This window comes from Sphingomonas corticis (assembly GCF_012035195.1).
GTDB lineage: Bacteria > Pseudomonadota > Alphaproteobacteria > Sphingomonadales > Sphingomonadaceae > Sphingomonas > Sphingomonas corticis.
Genome location: NZ_JAAVJH010000008.1, coordinates 39,086 through 54,706, shown reverse-complemented (window position 1 = coordinate 54,706; position 15,621 = coordinate 39,086). Strand labels below are relative to the sequence as shown.

11 protein-coding genes and 1 riboswitch are annotated in these 15,621 nt (G+C 71.9%); of the genes, 7 read left to right on the top strand and 4 right to left on the bottom strand.

What is annotated here, in order from left to right:
- Window positions 1-7: 7 nt before the first annotated feature.
- The 3 genes from mutS (at window position 8) to HBH26_RS13385 (ending at window position 6,304) form a co-directional block, all read left to right on the top strand.
- Complete coding sequence (mutS, locus tag HBH26_RS13395; protein WP_168135208.1) at window positions 8-2,581, top strand: DNA mismatch repair protein MutS; 2,574 nt, start codon at window positions 8-10, stop codon at window positions 2,579-2,581.
- Window positions 2,582-2,651: 70 nt separating this feature from the next.
- Entirely contained in the window at window positions 2,652-3,422 is a 771-nt protein-coding gene (locus tag HBH26_RS13390; protein WP_168135132.1) for a MerR family transcriptional regulator, read from the top strand.
- Between the two features lie 137 nt (window positions 3,423-3,559).
- Window positions 3,560-6,304 (top strand): [protein-PII] uridylyltransferase, encoded by a 2,745-nt coding sequence (locus HBH26_RS13385; RefSeq protein ID WP_168135131.1) that lies wholly within the window; start codon window positions 3,560-3,562, stop codon window positions 6,302-6,304.
- Window positions 6,305-6,447: 143 nt separating this feature from the next.
- Here the strand turns inward: HBH26_RS13385 and infC are convergent, their stop codons facing one another.
- The 3 genes from infC to thrS form a co-directional block, all read right to left on the bottom strand.
- Complete coding sequence (gene infC, locus HBH26_RS13380; protein WP_168135130.1) at window positions 6,448-6,981, bottom strand: translation initiation factor IF-3; 534 nt, start codon at window positions 6,979-6,981, stop codon at window positions 6,448-6,450.
- An 86-nt stretch (window positions 6,982-7,067) separates the two neighbouring features.
- Window positions 7,068-7,403: a hypothetical protein gene (locus HBH26_RS13375; RefSeq protein ID WP_168135129.1), complete on the bottom strand. Its 336-nt coding sequence runs from the start codon at window positions 7,401-7,403 to the stop codon at window positions 7,068-7,070.
- 53 nt (window positions 7,404-7,456) lie between these two features.
- The gene (gene thrS / locus HBH26_RS13370; RefSeq protein ID WP_168135207.1) at window positions 7,457-9,439 is read right to left on the bottom strand and encodes a threonine--tRNA ligase; all 1,983 of its coding nucleotides are present in this window, start codon (window positions 9,437-9,439) and stop codon (window positions 7,457-7,459) included.
- 271 nt (window positions 9,440-9,710) lie between these two features.
- Here thrS and HBH26_RS13365 point away from each other — a divergent pair, with 271 nt between their 5' ends.
- Window positions 9,711-10,337 (top strand): retropepsin-like aspartic protease family protein, encoded by a 627-nt coding sequence (locus tag HBH26_RS13365; protein ID WP_168135128.1) that lies wholly within the window; start codon window positions 9,711-9,713, stop codon window positions 10,335-10,337.
- 9 nt (window positions 10,338-10,346) lie between these two features.
- Here the strand turns inward: HBH26_RS13365 and HBH26_RS13360 are convergent, their stop codons facing one another.
- Window positions 10,347-11,225 (bottom strand): ABC transporter substrate-binding protein, encoded by an 879-nt coding sequence (locus HBH26_RS13360; protein WP_338057371.1) that lies wholly within the window; start codon window positions 11,223-11,225, stop codon window positions 10,347-10,349.
- 220 nt (window positions 11,226-11,445) lie between these two features.
- On the opposite strand from HBH26_RS13360, the gene HBH26_RS13355 reads away from it, so the two are divergent.
- The 3 genes from HBH26_RS13355 (at window position 11,446) to HBH26_RS13345 (ending at window position 15,612) form a co-directional block, all read left to right on the top strand.
- Entirely contained in the window at window positions 11,446-12,426 is a 981-nt protein-coding gene (locus HBH26_RS13355) for a FecCD family ABC transporter permease (protein ID WP_338057370.1), read from the top strand.
- The gene (locus HBH26_RS13350) at window positions 12,420-13,181 is read left to right on the top strand and encodes an ATP-binding cassette domain-containing protein (protein WP_168135125.1); all 762 of its coding nucleotides are present in this window, start codon (window positions 12,420-12,422) and stop codon (window positions 13,179-13,181) included. The genes HBH26_RS13355 and HBH26_RS13350 overlap by 7 nt, the downstream gene beginning before the upstream one ends.
- A 71-nt stretch (window positions 13,182-13,252) precedes the next feature.
- Window positions 13,253-13,477, top strand: a riboswitch (cobalamin riboswitch).
- A gap of 194 nt (window positions 13,478-13,671) precedes the next feature.
- Complete coding sequence (locus HBH26_RS13345; protein ID WP_338057369.1) at window positions 13,672-15,612, top strand: TonB-dependent receptor plug domain-containing protein; 1,941 nt, start codon at window positions 13,672-13,674, stop codon at window positions 15,610-15,612.
- Window positions 15,613-15,621: the final 9 nt, after the last annotated feature.

Here is a 15,621-nt window from a genome sequence, read left to right as displayed (position 1 = left end):
CACGCCGATGATGGCGCAATATCTCGCGCTGAAGGCGGAAGCCGGCGATTGCCTGCTGTTCTATCGCATGGGCGATTTCTTCGAACTGTTCTTCGACGACGCGCGCGTCGCGGCGCAGGTGCTGGACATCGCGCTGACCGCGCGGGGCGAGCATGAAGGCAACAAGGTGCCGATGTGCGGCGTGCCCGTCCACGCCGCCACCGCCTATCTCCAGCGGCTCATCAAGGCGGGGCACCGCGTCGCCATCGCCGAGCAGACGGAGACGCCGGAGGCGGCGCGCAAGGCGCGCGGGTCCAAGGCGCTGGTCAATCGCGGCATCGTGCGCGTCGTCACGGCGGGCACGCTGACCGAGGAGGCGCTGCTCGACGCGCGCTCCGCCAATTGGTGCGTCGCCGTTGGCGAGGCAGGCGGCGAGGTGGCGGTCGCGGCGGCGGACGTCTCCACCGGGCGGTTCGAGATCGTCGAACTGTCGCCCACACAGGTCGCCGCCGAGCTGGCGCGACTCGCCGCCGCCGAAGTGGTCGCGGCGGAGGGCAGCGCGTGGCCCGCCACGGCGTGGCGTCCGCGCGGCGAGTTCGACAGCGGCGCGGCGGAGGCGCGGCTGCGGCGGTTGTGGAACGTCGCGACGCTGGACGGGCTGGGACTGACCGGGCGCGCCGCCATCGCGGCGGCGGGGGGCCTGGTCGCCTATCTCGATTACGCCGCCAAGGGCGCCCTCCCGTTCCTGCGCCCGCCCACGGTCGTCGCGGCGAGCGGGACGATGGCGATCGACGCCGCCACGCGCGAGAGCCTGGAGCTGACCCGCACGGCTGGCGGAGAGCGGCGCGGCAGCCTGCTCGACGCGGTCGATCGCACCGTCACCGGCGCGGGCGCGCGGCTGCTCGCCGCCGATCTCGGCGCGCCGCTGATGGACCGCGCGGCGATCGACGCGCGGCTCGACCTCGTCCGGACGATGGAGGCGGACGCGGGCCTGCGCGAGGGCGTGCGCGGCGCGTTGCGGGCCCTGCCCGACATCGGCCGCGCGCTGGGGCGGCTGGCCGCGGGGCGGGGTTCGCCGCGCGACCTGGGCCAGCTTCGCGACGGACTGGACGGCGCCTGGTCGCTGGCGCAGCGGCTGGAACAGGTGGCGGAGCGGCCCGCGCTGCTCGCCGACCTGCTGCCGCGGCTGCGCGGGCACGGCGCGCTGATCGACCTGCTCAAGCGCGCGCTCGTCCCCTCCCCGCCGATCGAGGCGTCGGACGGCGGCTATATCGCCGCCGGCTACGACGCCGCCCTCGATGCATTGCGCGAGACCGGGGCGGGCGGGCGGCGCGCCATCGCGGCGCTGGAAGGCGAGATGCGCCAGCGCACCGGCATCGCCACGCTGAAGATCCGCCACAACGGCGTGCTCGGCTATCATATCGAGGTGCCGGCGAAGGCCGCCGACCCGCTGATGGCGGCGGATTCGGGCTTCACCCATCGGCAGACGCTGGCGGGCGTGGTCCGCTTCAACGCGCCCGATCTGCATGATGTCGCCGCGCGGGTGACGCAGGCGGGCGCGCACGCGCTGGCGGCGGAGGCGGCGCACCTGGAAGATCTGACGGCGCAGGCGCTGGCGGGGCGCGAGTCGATCGCCGCCACCGCCGACGCGCTGGCACGGATCGACGTGGCGGCGGCGCTGGCGGAGCGTGCGGTCGAAGGCGGCTGGACCCGACCCGCCTTCGCCGACGAGGCCTGTTTCGACGTGCGCGACGGCCGGCACCCGGTGGTGGAGACCGCCTTGTCGCGCAGCGGCGAGCGCTTCGTCGCCAACGATTGCACGCTGAGCCCCACGTCGCGGCTGTGGCTCGTCACCGGGCCCAACATGGGCGGCAAGTCCACGTTCCTCCGGCAGAATGCGCTGATCGCGGTGCTGGCGCAGGCGGGCAGCTACGTTCCCGCCGCCGCGGCTCGGCTGGGCCTGGTCGACCGGCTGTTCAGCCGCGTGGGCGCGTCGGACAATCTCGCGCGCGGGCGCTCCACCTTCATGGTCGAGATGGTGGAGACCGCGGCCATCCTGGCGCAGGCGACCCATCGCAGCTTCGTGATCCTCGACGAGGTCGGGCGCGGCACCAGCACCTACGACGGCCTCGCCATCGCCTGGGCGGTGGTGGAGGCGATCCACGAGGACAATCGCTGCCGCTGCCTGTTCGCGACCCACTATCACGAGCTGACGCGGCTGGCCGAACGGTGCGACGCGCTGTCGCTCCACCACGTCCGCGCGCGCGAGTGGAAGGGTGAACTGGTGCTGCTGCACGAAGTCGCCGCCGGGCCTGCCGACCGCAGCTACGGGCTGGCCGTCGCGCGGCTCGCCGGGATGCCGCCGGCCACGGTCGGCCGCGCCAAGGCGGTGCTGGCGAAGCTGGAGGCTGGCCGCGCGAAGACCGGGGGTCTCGCCGCGGGGCTGGACGACCTGCCGCTGTTCGCCGCCGCGGCGCAGGCGGAGGAGCAGGCGTGCGACGCGATCCGCGCCGAGGTGGAGGCGCTGGACGTCGATGCGCTGACCCCGCGGGAGGCGCTGGACACGCTCTACCGGCTGAAGGCGCTCGCGCGCGAGGCATGACGATCCTCGCTTGACCCGTCCCTTGGGTCCGGCCGCATAGCCCCACCCGTCGGAAGGGAGCGCGAGTCGCATGGCAGGCGGGAACGAGTGGTACACGGCGGGCGCGATGGCGCGGCGGCTGGGCGTCAGCGTGAAGGCGTTGCGCGTCTACGAGGATGCCGGGCTGGTCGCGCCGGACCGCACCGGCGCGGGCTATCGCCTCTACGGCCCCGCGCACGCCGCGCGGCTGCACCAGGTGCTGGTGCTCAAGCGGATGGGGCTGTCGCTGAAGGACATCGCCGCGTTGTTGGCCGCACGGCTGGCCAGCCTCGACGCGGTGCTCGCATTGCAGCAGCGCGCGCTGGAGGCGCGGGTGGCGGAGGCGAAGCACGGCCTGTCACTGATCGCCGCCGCCCGCGCCACGCTGGCCCGCGGCGCCTCGCTCTCGCCCGACGATCTGGCACGACTGACACGGGAGACGGTGATGACGAAGGAACGCGACGAGGCGCTGGCGGCGGCGATGCGACCGCACGTGGAGCGGCATTTCAGCGACGCGGACCGCGCGCGGCTGGCGGAGACGGCGCCACCGTTCGACCAGGAAGAGGTCGCGCGCGAGTGGGACGCGCTGATCGCCGAGGCGACGGCGCTGATGGAGCAGGGCGACCCGACCACGCCCGCGGCGCGTGATCTGGCCCGTCGGTGGTTCGCTCAGGTGGAGCGCTTCACCGGCGGCGATCCGGCGACCTTCGCGAAGCTGGGCGCGGCATGGTCGGACGCGATGGCCGATCCGGTGGCGGCACCGAACCTGCCGATGACGCCCGAGCTCATGCGCTTCGTCGGCGCGGCGCGCTCGGCGGGGTAGGGAAGAACGGCGCTTCGACTGGCTCGGCGCGAACGGGGGAAAGGCGGGCGCCTCCCGTTGCGGCCGAACCCGTCGACGCCCTGCCCTTCTCTCCTGCCCCCTGTCCTTTTCGCGCCGCGCGCGCCACATAGCGCTCCATGCCGGGCCGTTTCGATCACCTTCCCCATCGCCGCGCCATCGTCGACCGCCGCCTCCTCGCCGAGGCGCTGCAGCGGGTCGAGGGGACGGGGACGGAGCTGCGCCGGGCCGCCACCGTCATCCTGAAGCAGGCGCTCGACGAGGGCCGGGCCGCCATCGCGCGGAGACTGGAGACGCATCCGTCGCGCGGGCTGGAGGCGGCGAACGCGCAGGCGTATCTGATCGATCAGATCCTGATCGCGCTCGCGGAATTCACCACCCACTGCCTGTATCCGCTGTCGAATCCCACCGCGGCGGAGCGGCTGACCGTGCTGGCCGTCGGCGGTTACGGCCGGGGGGAGATGGCGCCCTTCTCCGACGTCGACATCGGCTTCGTTACGCCCTGGAAGCAGACGCCTTGGGCGGAGCAGGCGATCGAATCGATGCTCTACTCGCTATGGGACCTCGGCCTGAAGGTCGGCCATTCCAGCCGCTCGCTGGACGAGATGGTGCGCCAGGCGAAGGCCGACGTGACGGTGCGCACCGCGCTGCTGGAGGGGCGCTTCGTCTGGGGGGACGAAAAGCTGCACGAGGAGGCCGCGCGTCGTTTCCGCGCCGAGGTGCAGAACGGCAGCGAGCGCCAGTTCATCGCCGACAAGCTGGCCGAGCGCAACGCGCGCCACGTCCGCATGGGCGACACCCGCTATGTCGTCGAACCCAATATCAAGGAGGGAAAGGGCGGCCTGCGCGATCTTCACGCGCTCTTCTGGATCGGCAAGTACGTCTACGACGTGGAGCGCGCGGCCGAACTGGTCGGCGTCGGGCTGTTCACCCGCACCGAATATCGCGCCTTCCATCGCGCCGACAATTTCCTGTGGGCGGTGCGATGCCACCTGCACCTGATCGCCGGGCGGGCCGAGGATCGGCTGACCTTCGACTATCAGCGCGAGATCGCGGCGCGGATGCGCTATGCCGCGCGACCGGGGAAGAGCGCAGTCGAGCGCTTCATGCAATTCTACTTCCTCCAGGCGAAGTCGGTGGGCTCGCTGACCGGGCTGTTCCTGGCGCATCTCGAGGAGAGCTTCGCCAAGACCCGCCGCCGCTACGCGCTGCCCCGGCTGCGGCGTGGGCCCAAGAAGCTGTCCGGCTTCGTGCTGGAGGGCGGGCGCCTCTCCATCCCCGACGACGCCTTCTTTCAGGACGACCCCGTCCGCCTGGTCGAGCTGTTCGCGATCGCCGCGCAGGAATCCGTGGAGATCCACCCGCTGACGCTGCGCTGCGCGACGCGCGACGCGAAGCTGGCCGACGGCGTGCGCCGCGATCCGCGCGCCAATGCCTCCTTCCTCGACGTGCTGACCAGCCGCAACGATCCCGAGCTGGTCCTGCGCTGGATGAACGAGACCGGGGTGATGGGGCGCTTCATTCCCGATTTCGCCCGCGTCGTCGCGCAGATGCAATTCGACATGTACCACCACTACACGGTCGACGAGCACACGATTCGCGCCATCGGCCTCCTCTCCCGCGTGGAGAAGGGCGAGCTGGCGGCGGATCATCCGCTGGCGACCGAGGTGATGGCGAACGTCGTCTCGCGCCGCGCGCTGTACGTCGCGGTGCTGCTGCACGACATCGCCAAGGGGCGCGGCGGCGACCATTCGATCCTGGGCGCGGGCGTCGCCGAGCGGTTGTGCCCGCGCTTCGGGCTGACCGCGGCGGAGACGGAGACGGTGGCCTGGCTGGTACGCCACCACCTGCTGATGAGCGCGACCGCGTTCAAGCGCGACCTGAGCGACTTCAAGACGATCCTCGACTTCGCCCACGTGGTTCAGTCGGCGGAGCGGCTGCGGATGCTGCTGGTGCTCACCGTAGTCGATATCCGCGCGGTGGGGCCGGGCACGTGGAACGGGTGGAAGCGACAGCTATTGTCCGACCTGTACGAGGCCGGCGAGGAAGTGCTGCGCCTGGGCCACAAGCAGAAGGGGCGGACCGAGCGGCTGGCCGCCAAGCAGGAGGCGCTGGGCGCCGCGATGGGGTGGGACGCGGCCACGCTCGCCGCCTACGTCCGCCGGCTGCCCGAACCGTATTGGATCGCGGAGCCCGCCGACGTGCTGGCGCGCAACGCCGCCTTCGTGACGCGCGCGGGCGAGGCGCCATTGTCGATCGAGGCGCACGCGGATGCGGATCGCGGGGCGACGCTGGTCACGGTCTACGCCGCCGACCATCCGGGCCTGTTCAGCCGCATCGCCGGCGCCATCCACGTCGCGGGCGGCAACATCATCGACGCGCGCATCCACACCACGCGCGACGGCATGGCGCTGGACAATTTCCTCGTGCAGGATCCGCTGGGCGGCATGTTTGCCGAGGAGGGCCAGCTCGCGCGGCTGGAAGCGGCGATCCGCGATGCGCTGATGGAGCGGTGGAAACTGGGCGACCGGCTGAAGGCGAAACCCGCGCCGCGGATGCGCGCGGACGCCTTCCGCATCGAACCCAACGTGCTGGTGGACCACAAGGCGTCGAACCGCTTCACCGTCGTGGAGGTGAATGCGCGCGACCGCCCGGCGCTGCTGAACCAGCTCGCCCACGCGCTGTTCCTGTCGAAGGTCACGATCCACTCCGCCCACGTCGCGACCTATGGCGAGCGGGCGGTGGACACCTTCTACCTCACCGACCTGACGGGGGACAAACTGGCGGCGGGGCCGCGCGTCAGGTCGCTGGAGAAGCGGCTGCTGGCAGCGGCGTCGGGGCTGGCCTACGACGAGGCGGCGTAGGGGTCGCGGTCGCCTGTCCTATCTCACCCGGGGGTGACGAATGGGGACAGTGCGGGAAAGCGCCGGGGCAGGCAGTAGCGCCTCGAAGGCGGCACGCAGGGGAAAAGCGTCGCCCCCCCCGCGCGCCCGACGGTGTCAACGGCTCACTTGGGCGCGAGCACCATCAGCATCTGCCGGCCTTCCATGCGCGGATAGGCCTCGACCTTGGCGACCTCGGCCACCTGCTCCGCCACGCGCTGGAGCACGTTCATGCCGAGCTGGCCATGGCTCAGCTCGCGCCCGCGGAAGCGCATGGTCACCTTCACCTTGTCGCCTTCGCCGATGAACTCCGCCACCTTCTTCATCTTGGTGTCGTAGTCGTGATCGTCGATGTTCGGACGCATCTTGATCTCCTTGATCTCCTGCGTCTTCTGCGACTTGCGGGCGAGATTCGCCTTCTTCTGGGCCTCGTACTTGTACTTGCCCACGTCCAGGAACTTGGCCACGGGCGGATCGGCGTTGGGCGACACCTCGACCAGGTCGAGGCCGACTTCCTTGGCCTGCTCGATCGCCTCGCGCGTGTACATGACGCCGAGGTTCTCGCCCTCGTGATCGATCACGCGGACCTTCTGGCTCTGGATCCACTCGTTGAAACGAGGGCCGTTCATCGGTGGCGCCTGCATGGGGCGGCGCATCATGGGCGGACGTATGGAAGCTTCTCCTGTTGATTCATCCGCGCCATATAGGCGATCTCGCGCGCCGAATGAAGCCGTGCCGCGCGATTTCAGCGCGGCGCGCAGCTGGCGGGCGCGTTGAGGATGCTCTCCATCACCTGCGCGCGCGTCTCGATCTCGCGCGCTTCGGCGTCGGACAGCCCGCCGGCGGCATAGCGGTCGCGCAGATCGCGCAGCTGCGAAGCCTCGTTGCGCGCGCGGCGGACGTCGCGGCCGGTCAGCCGGTCGTCGCGATCCGCGCGGCGGACGGCGGCGTCCACGTCGTTCAGCGCGGCGGCTCCCGCGGGCGCGGGCCGCGCCTCCACCCGGACGGGCGGCGGCACCCGCGCGGTATCCGGAGGCCCGGCCTGCGCCGCCAGCAGCAGGATCGCCGTCACCATCATCATCGCACGCCTCCGTCGTTCGCAGGAAGGATGCGGACGCCGCGATGCACCGCCGATTAACGCAGATCCGGCGGCGTCGCCTCGGCTTTCAGCGCGGCGATCGCATCGGCCAGCGTCATCACCTCCTGCGCCTGGCTGCCCAGTCGGCGCACGGCGACCTTGCCCTCCTCCGCCTCGCGCTTGCCGACCACCAGCAGCGCCGGGACCTTGGCCAGCGAATGCTCGCGCACCTTGTAGTTGATCTTCTCGTTGCGGCGGTCGGTCTCCACGCGCAGGCCCGCGCGGCGCAACTCGGCGGCGACCTCCTCGGCGAAATCGTCCGCGTCGCTGACGATCGTCGCCACGACGGCCTGCACCGGCGACAGCCACAGCGGCAGCTTGCCGGCGTGATGCTCGATCAGGATGCCGATGAACCGTTCGTAGCTGCCGAAGATGGCGCGGTGGAGCATCACGGGGCGGTGCCGCTCGCCGTCGTCGCCGACGTAGCTGGCGTCCAGCCGGTCGGGCAGCACGCGGTCCGACTGGATCGTGCCGACCTGCCACGTCCGCCCGATCGCGTCGGTCAGGTGCCATTCCAGCTTCGGCGCGTAGAAGGCGCCCTCGCCCGGCAGCTCCTCCCAGCCGTATTCCTCCGTGGCGAGCCCGGCACGCGCCACCGCGTCGCGCAGCTCCGCCTCCGCCTTGTCCCACATCTCCTCGGTGCCGAAGCGCTTCTCCGGCCGCAGCGCCAGCTTGATCGAATAGCCCGCGAAGCCCAGGTCCTTGTAGATGCGGTCGGCGAGCGCGCAGAAGGCGCGGACCTCGTCGACGATCTGGTCCTCGGTGCAGAAGATGTGCGCGTCGTCCTGCGTGAACTGGCGCACGCGCATCAGGCCGTGCAGCGCGCCGTGCGGCTCGTTGCGGTGACAGCAGCCGTTCTCGTACAGCCGCAGCGGCAGGTCGCGGTAGGACTTGATGCCCTGGCGGAAGATCAGGACGTGCGCCGGGCAGTTCATCGGCTTCAGCGCCATCCACTCGGCGTCGTCGCTGACGATCGGCCCCTCGTCCTCGGTATTCGGCACCTCGTCGGGGATGACGAACATGTTCTCGCGATACTTGCCCCAATGGCCCGATTGCTCCCACTGGCGCGCGTCCATCACCTGCGGCGTCTTCACCTCGCGATAGCCCGCGCCGTCGATGGCACGACGCATGTACGCCTCCAGCTCGCGCCAGATCATATAGCCCTTGGGATGCCAGAAGACGCTGCCGTGCGCCTCCGCCTGGAGGTGGAACAGGTCCATCTCCTGCCCCAGCTTGCGGTGGTCGCGCTTCGCCGCTTCCTCCAGCATGGTCAGGTGCGCGTCGAGCTGCTTCCGGTTGAGCCAGCCGGTGCCGTAGATGCGGCTGAGCATCGCGTTGTTCTGGTCGCCGCGCCAATAGGCGCCGGACACGCGCGTCAGCTTGAAGGCGGCGGGATCGAGGCGCCCGGTGGTCGGCATATGGGGGCCGCGGCACATGTCGAGCCACTGGCCCTGCCGGTAGATCGTCAACTCCTCGTCGCCGGGCAGCTCCGCCGCCCACTCGGCCTTGAACGTCTCGCCCTGCCGCTGCCACGTCTCGATCAGCTGCTCGCGCGTCCACACCTCGCGCACGAACGGCTCGTTGCGCGCGATGATGCGGCGCATCTCCGCCTCGATCCCCGGCAAGTCCTCCTCGGTGAACGGCCGATCCTTCGGTGCGAAGTCGTAGTAGAAGCCGTCGTCGGTCGCGGGGCCGAAGGTGATCTGCGTGCCGGGGAACAGGTGCTGCACCGCCTCCGCCAGCACGTGCGCGAAATCGTGGCGGGCGAGCTCCAGCGCGTCCTTCTCGTCCTTCTGCGTTACCAAAGCCAGCGCGGCGTCGCGCTCCAGCGGCCGCGACAGGTCGCGCAGCTCGCCGTCGACGCGCGCCGCGATGGCGGCCTTGGCGAGGCCGGGTCCGATCGCGGCGGCGATATCGGCGGGGGTGGTCCCGCGCGCGACCTCGCGGACCGAGCCGTCGGGCAGCGTGATCGAGAGCATCTCCATGGAACCATCCTGCAACGAGTGTCGCGCCCGCTTATCCGCGCGCACGGGAGAAGAGCAACCGGAAGGAGAAAGACGGATCGGAACGCCGGTCGCTCGGCCCGCCCGATCCGGGCGGGCGGCACGCGGCCGCTCAGCCGCGTGCGACGCCCGCCGGGGCGGTGGTAGTCGAGGGGGCGGGCCGGGCCGTCATCGCTCGCCGATATAAAGCGCCCGACCGCGTCGCGCCAGTCATTCCAGCGGGCCGCGCGCTTCCTATATCTGGCGCATGGCCTTCGACCTCGGCGTCCCCTCGCCTTTCCTTCTCGTCCTCGGCGGGCTGCTGATCGCCTCGCTGCTGGCGCGGCGCGTCCCGGGATTGCGGCTGGTGGTGAGCGTCTTGTTCTGGGTCGCGGCGATCGGATCGGTCGCCTTCCTCGTCACCGAGCGCGAGCGGCTGGACCCGTGGCTGGCGCAGGTGGCGGGCAAGCTGAACCTGGAGAGCCAGGAAGTGGCGGGCGAGGAGACGCGCATCCGCATGAGCACCGACGGCCACTTCTACGTCCGTGCGCGAATGGGCGGCGTGACGCGGCGGCTGCTGGTCGACAGCGGCGCGACGATCACTGCGCTGTCGCCGCGCACGGCGCAACTGGCCGGGGTGGAACCGCGCAACTCGCCCTTCCCCGTCCTCCTGAAGACCGCCAACGGCACGGTGCAGGCGCAGACGGGCGAAGTGACCGAGCTGCGCTTCGGCAACGTGGTGGCGCGCGACCTGACGGTCGTCGTCTCGCCTGCGTTCGGCGACGTCGACGTGCTGGGCATGAACTTCCTGTCGCGGCTGAAATCCTGGCGGGTGGAAGGGCGGACGCTGATCCTGACGCCGCACCATCCGCAGAAGACGGCGGCGACGGCGTAGCGGCATTCGTCACCCCGGCGAAGGCCGGGGTCCAGAGTGGCGCGCGTGTCGCCTGCGGCCCTGGATCCCGGCCGTCGCCGGGATGGCGAGCGATGATAGCTGCCGCGCCAGCGACTGCGCCGCGCGAACGTAGGCGGGGCCGCCGCACACGGTCCACGCCTCCGGCACGCGCAGTCGCGGCATGCGCGCGAGGAGGGGGTGGTGGAGCATCTCCGTTCCCTGGTCCGCCACGCGATCGGTCTCGCTCTCGACGATCAGATAATCCGGCCGGGCGAGCGCCATCTCCTCCAGCCCCACGCGCGCGAGCGGCGGCTTGCCCAGCCGCGTGGCGAGGTTGGCGAGGCCGACGCGGCGCATCATCTCGTCGACCAGCGTGCCCCCGCCCGTCAGGAACCCGCGCCGTTGGTAATAGGCGGCCACTCTCCCCCGCCCGGCGCCCGGCGGCACGGCGGCGAGCGCGCGGTCCATCACCGCGACCAGCCGGTCGCCGCGAGCGGGTCGGCCGATCGCCGCGGCGACCTGCCGCGCCTGGTCCCGGATGGCGGCATAGCTGTCCGCCGGGGGCAGCGCGAGCGTCGCGATCCCGCGTGCGCGCAGCCGCGCCATCGTCTCCGGCCGCCAATACGGATCGGCGATGACCAGGTCGGGTCGCAGCGCCAGCACGTCCTCTCCCGTGCCGCGCGTCACCGGATAGGACGCCGCCTGCGCCGCCACCGCCGACATCGCCGGATCGCGCGACAGCCGCGTGACCGCGGCGATCTGCCCCCGATCGGCGAGCGCGAGGAGATACTGGTCGGCGCACAGGTTCAACGACACGATCCGCTGCGGCCGGGGCGATGCGGCGCCGAGGGTCGCGAGGATGAGCGGGAGGGCGAGGAGGCGACGCACGGGGGGGCAATGCCTCGTCCCGGCGCAGGTTGCCAGCCGCGCGGGAGAAGAACCGCGCTTCGACCGGCTCGGCGCGAACGGGGAAGACAGGTAGCGCAAGCAGAGCGGGGATGCTTGTTGGAGTCGATCGCACGGCCTAACCGGCATGAATGCCGCCATCACCCCCACTCGGGCTGAGCCTGTCGAGGCCCCGCTCTTCCTTCCTGCCTTGCCGGGCGGCGTGACCCGCCTCGCCCCCGCCCTCCTGCTGCTCGTCCTGTTCGCCGCCCTGCTGGGCGTCGCGGTCGGCAGCGCGGCGATCCCGCCGGGGCGCGTGCTCGCGGCGCTCGCGGGGCGCGGCGACGACATCGAGCGGGCGATCCTCGTCGAACTGCGAGTGCCGCGCGTGCTGCTCGGCCTGGCGGTCGGCGCGATGCTGGGGCTCGGCGGGGCGGCGCTGCAAGGGTATCTGCGCAACCCGCTGGCGGAGCCGTCGGTGCTGGGCGCGTCCAACGGCGCGGCGCTGGGCGCGGTGATCGCGCTCTACTTCGGCCTCGCGCAGGCGTGGCCGTGGGTGCTGCCGCTGCTCGCCATCGCGGGCGCGCTCGCGACGCTGGCGCTGCTGTTCACGCTGGCGGGCCGGTCGGAGAGCCCGCTGACGCTGATCCTCGCCGGCATCGCCGTCTCGACGCTGGCCGGCGCGGGGATCAGCCTGGCGCTGAACCTCTCGCCCAATCCGTTCGCGGCGATGGAGATCATGACGTGGCTGCTCGGCAGCCTGGAGGACCGGTCGTTCCGGCACGTCCTCCTCGCCCTCCCCTGCATCGGCGTGGGAATCGTGTTGCTCGCCGGGCAGGGGCGCGCACTCGACGCGCTGACGCTGGGCGAGGACGGCGCCGCGGCGCTGGGCGTGGACCTCGCAGCGACGCGGCGACGCCTGCTGCTCGGCGTCGCGATCGGCGTCGGCGGGGCGGTGGCGGTGTCGGGCGCGATCGGCTTCGTGGGGCTGATCGTGCCGCACCTGATCCGCCCGCTGACCGATCGCAGCCCGTCCGCGCTGCTGTGGCCTAGCGCGCTGGCGGGCGCGGCGCTGCTGGTGTTGGCCGACGTGGCAGTGCGCGTGATCCCGACGACCAGCGAGCTGCGACTGGGCGTCGTCACCGCCTTCCTCGGCGTGCCGGTGTTCCTCGCCCATCTGATGCGTGAGCGGCGGCTGTGGTGAGCATCGCCGCCGAGGGCGTCGGCGTGACGCTGGACGCGCGCGATGTGGTGCGCGACGTGACGGTCGCGCTCGCGCCCGGCACCCTGGTGGGTGTCCTCGGCCCGAACGGGGCGGGCAAGTCGACGCTGGTGCGCGCGCTGCTCGGGCTGGTGCCCCATGCCGGACGCGTGACGATCGACGGAGAGCCGCGCGACGCGCTGACCCGCGCGGAGCGGGCGCGGCGCGTCGCCTACCTGCCACAGGGGCAGGTGCTGCACTGGCCCCTGTCGGTCCGCCGGCTGGTGGAGCTGGGCCGCCTGCCCCACCTCGCCCCCTTCTCGCGACTATCCGACGCCGACCGCCGCGCGATCGACCGGGCGATGGCGCGGGCGGACGTCGCCGCGCTGGCGCAGCGCGATGCCACCACGCTGTCGGGCGGGGAGCGCGCGCGCGTCATGCTGGCGCGTGCGCTGGCGGTGGAGGCGGGCGCGCTGATCGTCGACGAGCCGCTCGCCAGCCTGGACCCCGCGCACCAGATCGAGGGGATGGAGCTGCTGCGCGCCGAGGCGGACGCGGGCGCGCTGGTCGTCGCGGTGCTGCACGACCTGACGCTGGCGACGCGCTTCTGCGACCGGGTGCTGGTGCTGGCGGACGGCGCGCTGGCGACGGACGGCGCGCCCCGCCACGTGCTGACACCGGCGCTGCTGGCGGAAGTGTACGGCATCACGGCGTGGTTCGGTGAGGGGCTGGTGGTGCCGACCGGGCGGGTGCGCTGACCGTCACGTCGAAGCCCCTTGCTGCACCCGCGAAGGCGGCGTAAGCGCCGCCGCACGAGCCGGGTCCGCCCGGCCCGTTCGATCGCGCCGGTGCCCTCGCGAGGGGGCCTAAGAGGGAATGCGGTGCGGGAAGGCGACTTCCCAATTCCGCGGCTGTCCCTGCAACTGTGAGCGGCGAGCGAGAGGCGCGTGCGCGGGGAAGCCGTTCCCCGCGCGACCACTGGGGAAACCTGGGAAGGTGCGCTTCGAGCCGTGACCCGCGAGCCAGGAGACCTGCCGGTGCGTGTCGCTCATGTCTCGCGTCCAGGGGATGGCCGGGGCACGGAAGGATACGTCCGTTCGAGCGACTGACGCCGCGCGGCCTTTCGGGGGCCGCGGCGGCGCGCGTGCGCTCGGGCCCCGCGTTCGCCCTCGCGTGCCCGCGCCGCCGTCCGCTCGCCGGACAGCCCCCGCCCGCGCTTCATCGTTCGACGCGGGGGGAAGAGAAGACGTGACGAAGACCATCCTGATCGCGCTGCTGACCAGCGCAGCCACCGCCGCACCGGCCGCGGCGCAGAGCAACCCGACGCTGCCGACCACCGACGAGGCGGGCAACGCCGTCGTCGTCACCGCCTCGCGCTCGGGCGAGGGGACGGAGATCCGCAACCTGCCCGCCAGCGTGACGCTGCTGGACGCGGAGGCGCTCGACCGGCGACAGACGCGCGTCGTCTCCGACGTGCTGCGCGATGTGCCGGGCCTCGCCGTTAATCGCAGCGGCGGCCCCGGCTCGCTGACCCAGGTGCGCGTGCGCGGCAGCGAGGCGAACCACGTCCTCGTCCTCATCGACGGGATCGAGGCGTCGGACCCGTTCCAGGGGGAGTTCGACTTCGGCACGCTGATCGCCGACGAGGCAGCGAAGATCGAGGTGCTGCGCGGCCAGCAATCCTCGCTCTACGGCTCCGACGCGATCGGCGGGGTCATCCAGTACATCACGCTGACAGGGCGGGAGGCGCCGGGCGTGTCGTTGCGTGCGGAGGGCGGATCGTTCGGCACTTTCGCCGGCGGGGCCCGTGTCGCGGGGTTCGGCGACGCGATCGACTATGCCGTGTCGGGCTCGATGCTGCGCAGCGACGGCACGCCGACCGCGCGCGGCGGCGCGCGCGACATCGGCGCGACCAGCGCGAACGGCACCGCCAAGGTGACGTGGACGCCCGGCGGCGGCTTCACGCTGACCGGCGTCGGCCGCTACGCCTACACCGACGCGCAATCGAACCAGACCGGCGCCAACCCGGCGCTGCCCGGCTTCGATGTGACGGTGGACACGCCCGGCGGACGGCTGACCAGCACGTCGATCTACGGCCTCGCCAGGGCCGAGCTGTCGCTGGCGGGCGGGCGCTGGAGCAACGCGCTGACGGCGCAGTTCGCCGACCTGACGCGCGAGGGGTACACCACCACCGGGCGCAACGCCGGCAACGACGGGCGCCGCTACAAGGGCACGTTCGAGACCAGCCTGCGCCTGGGTGGCGACCGGGTGAAGAGCCGCGTGACCGGCGCGGTCGACTGGGAGCGGGAGGAGTTCCGCAACACGACGCCCGGCGGCTTCGCCTTCTCCGGCACGCGCGACACCACCAACTGGGGCTTCGTCGGCCAGTACGAGCTGACCGTCGACGACGCGCTGTCCGCCGGTGCCAGCGTGCGCCACGACGCCAACGACCGCTTCGACGACGCGACCACGTGGCGCGCGCAGGCGGGCTATCGCCTGCCCTTCGGCCTGCGCGTGCGCGGCGCCTACGGCACCGGCGTCAAGAACCCGGGCTATTACGAGCTCTTCGGCTTCGCGGACGGCCGCTACATCGGCAATCCGGACCTGAAGCCGGAAAAGTCGAAGGGGTGGGAAGCGGGCGCGGACTACGACCTGGCCGGCGGCAAGGCGTCGATCGGTGCGACGTATTTCGACAGCCGGCTGGAGAACGAGATCTTCACAACCTTCCCCGCGCCGGACTTCATCGCCACCCCGGCCAACCGCACCACGCGGTCGACGCAGCACGGGGTGGAGGCGTTCGTGTCGGCCCGGCCGATCGAGCCGATCCGCTTCGATCTCGCCTACACCTACCTGCGCGCGCGCGAGAACGGTGTGGAGGAGGTGCGCCGCCCGCGCCACGTCGCCAGCCTGAACACGACGGTGACCAGTCCGGACCGCCGCTTCGCCGGCACGCTGACCGTCCGCTACAACGGGCGGATGACCGACGTCGCCTTCACGCCCAGCTTCGCGTCGGTCACGGTGCCGATGCAGGAATATGTGCTGGTGAACCTCAACGCCGACTATCGCCTGTCCGACCGCTTCTCGCTGTTCGGCCGGGTCGAAAACCTGTTCGACGAGCGCTACGAGGAGATCTTCGGCACCGCCACCAGCGGCACCGGCGTGTACGGCGGCATCCGCGCACGCATCTGAGCGTCGGCA

Bases quoted from the DNA above. Each gene is read 5' to 3' on its own strand.
- HBH26_RS13390 (WP_168135132.1), top strand. From the start codon at position 2,652: ATGGCAGGCGGGAACGAGTGGTACACGGCGGGCGCGATGGCGCGGCGG.
- infC (WP_168135130.1), bottom strand. From the start codon at position 6,981: ATGATGCGCCGCCCCATGCAGGCGCCACCGATGAACGGCCCTCGTTTC.
- HBH26_RS13385 (WP_168135131.1), top strand. From the start codon at position 3,560: ATGCCGGGCCGTTTCGATCACCTTCCCCATCGCCGCGCCATCGTCGAC.
- mutS (WP_168135208.1), top strand. From the start codon at position 8: ATGATGGCGCAATATCTCGCGCTGAAGGCGGAAGCCGGCGATTGCCTG.
- thrS (WP_168135207.1), bottom strand. From the start codon at position 9,439: ATGCTCTCGATCACGCTGCCCGACGGCTCGGTCCGCGAGGTCGCGCGC.
- HBH26_RS13365 (WP_168135128.1), top strand. From the start codon at position 9,711: ATGGCCTTCGACCTCGGCGTCCCCTCGCCTTTCCTTCTCGTCCTCGGC.
- HBH26_RS13375 (WP_168135129.1), bottom strand. From the start codon at position 7,403: ATGATGATGGTGACGGCGATCCTGCTGCTGGCGGCGCAGGCCGGGCCT.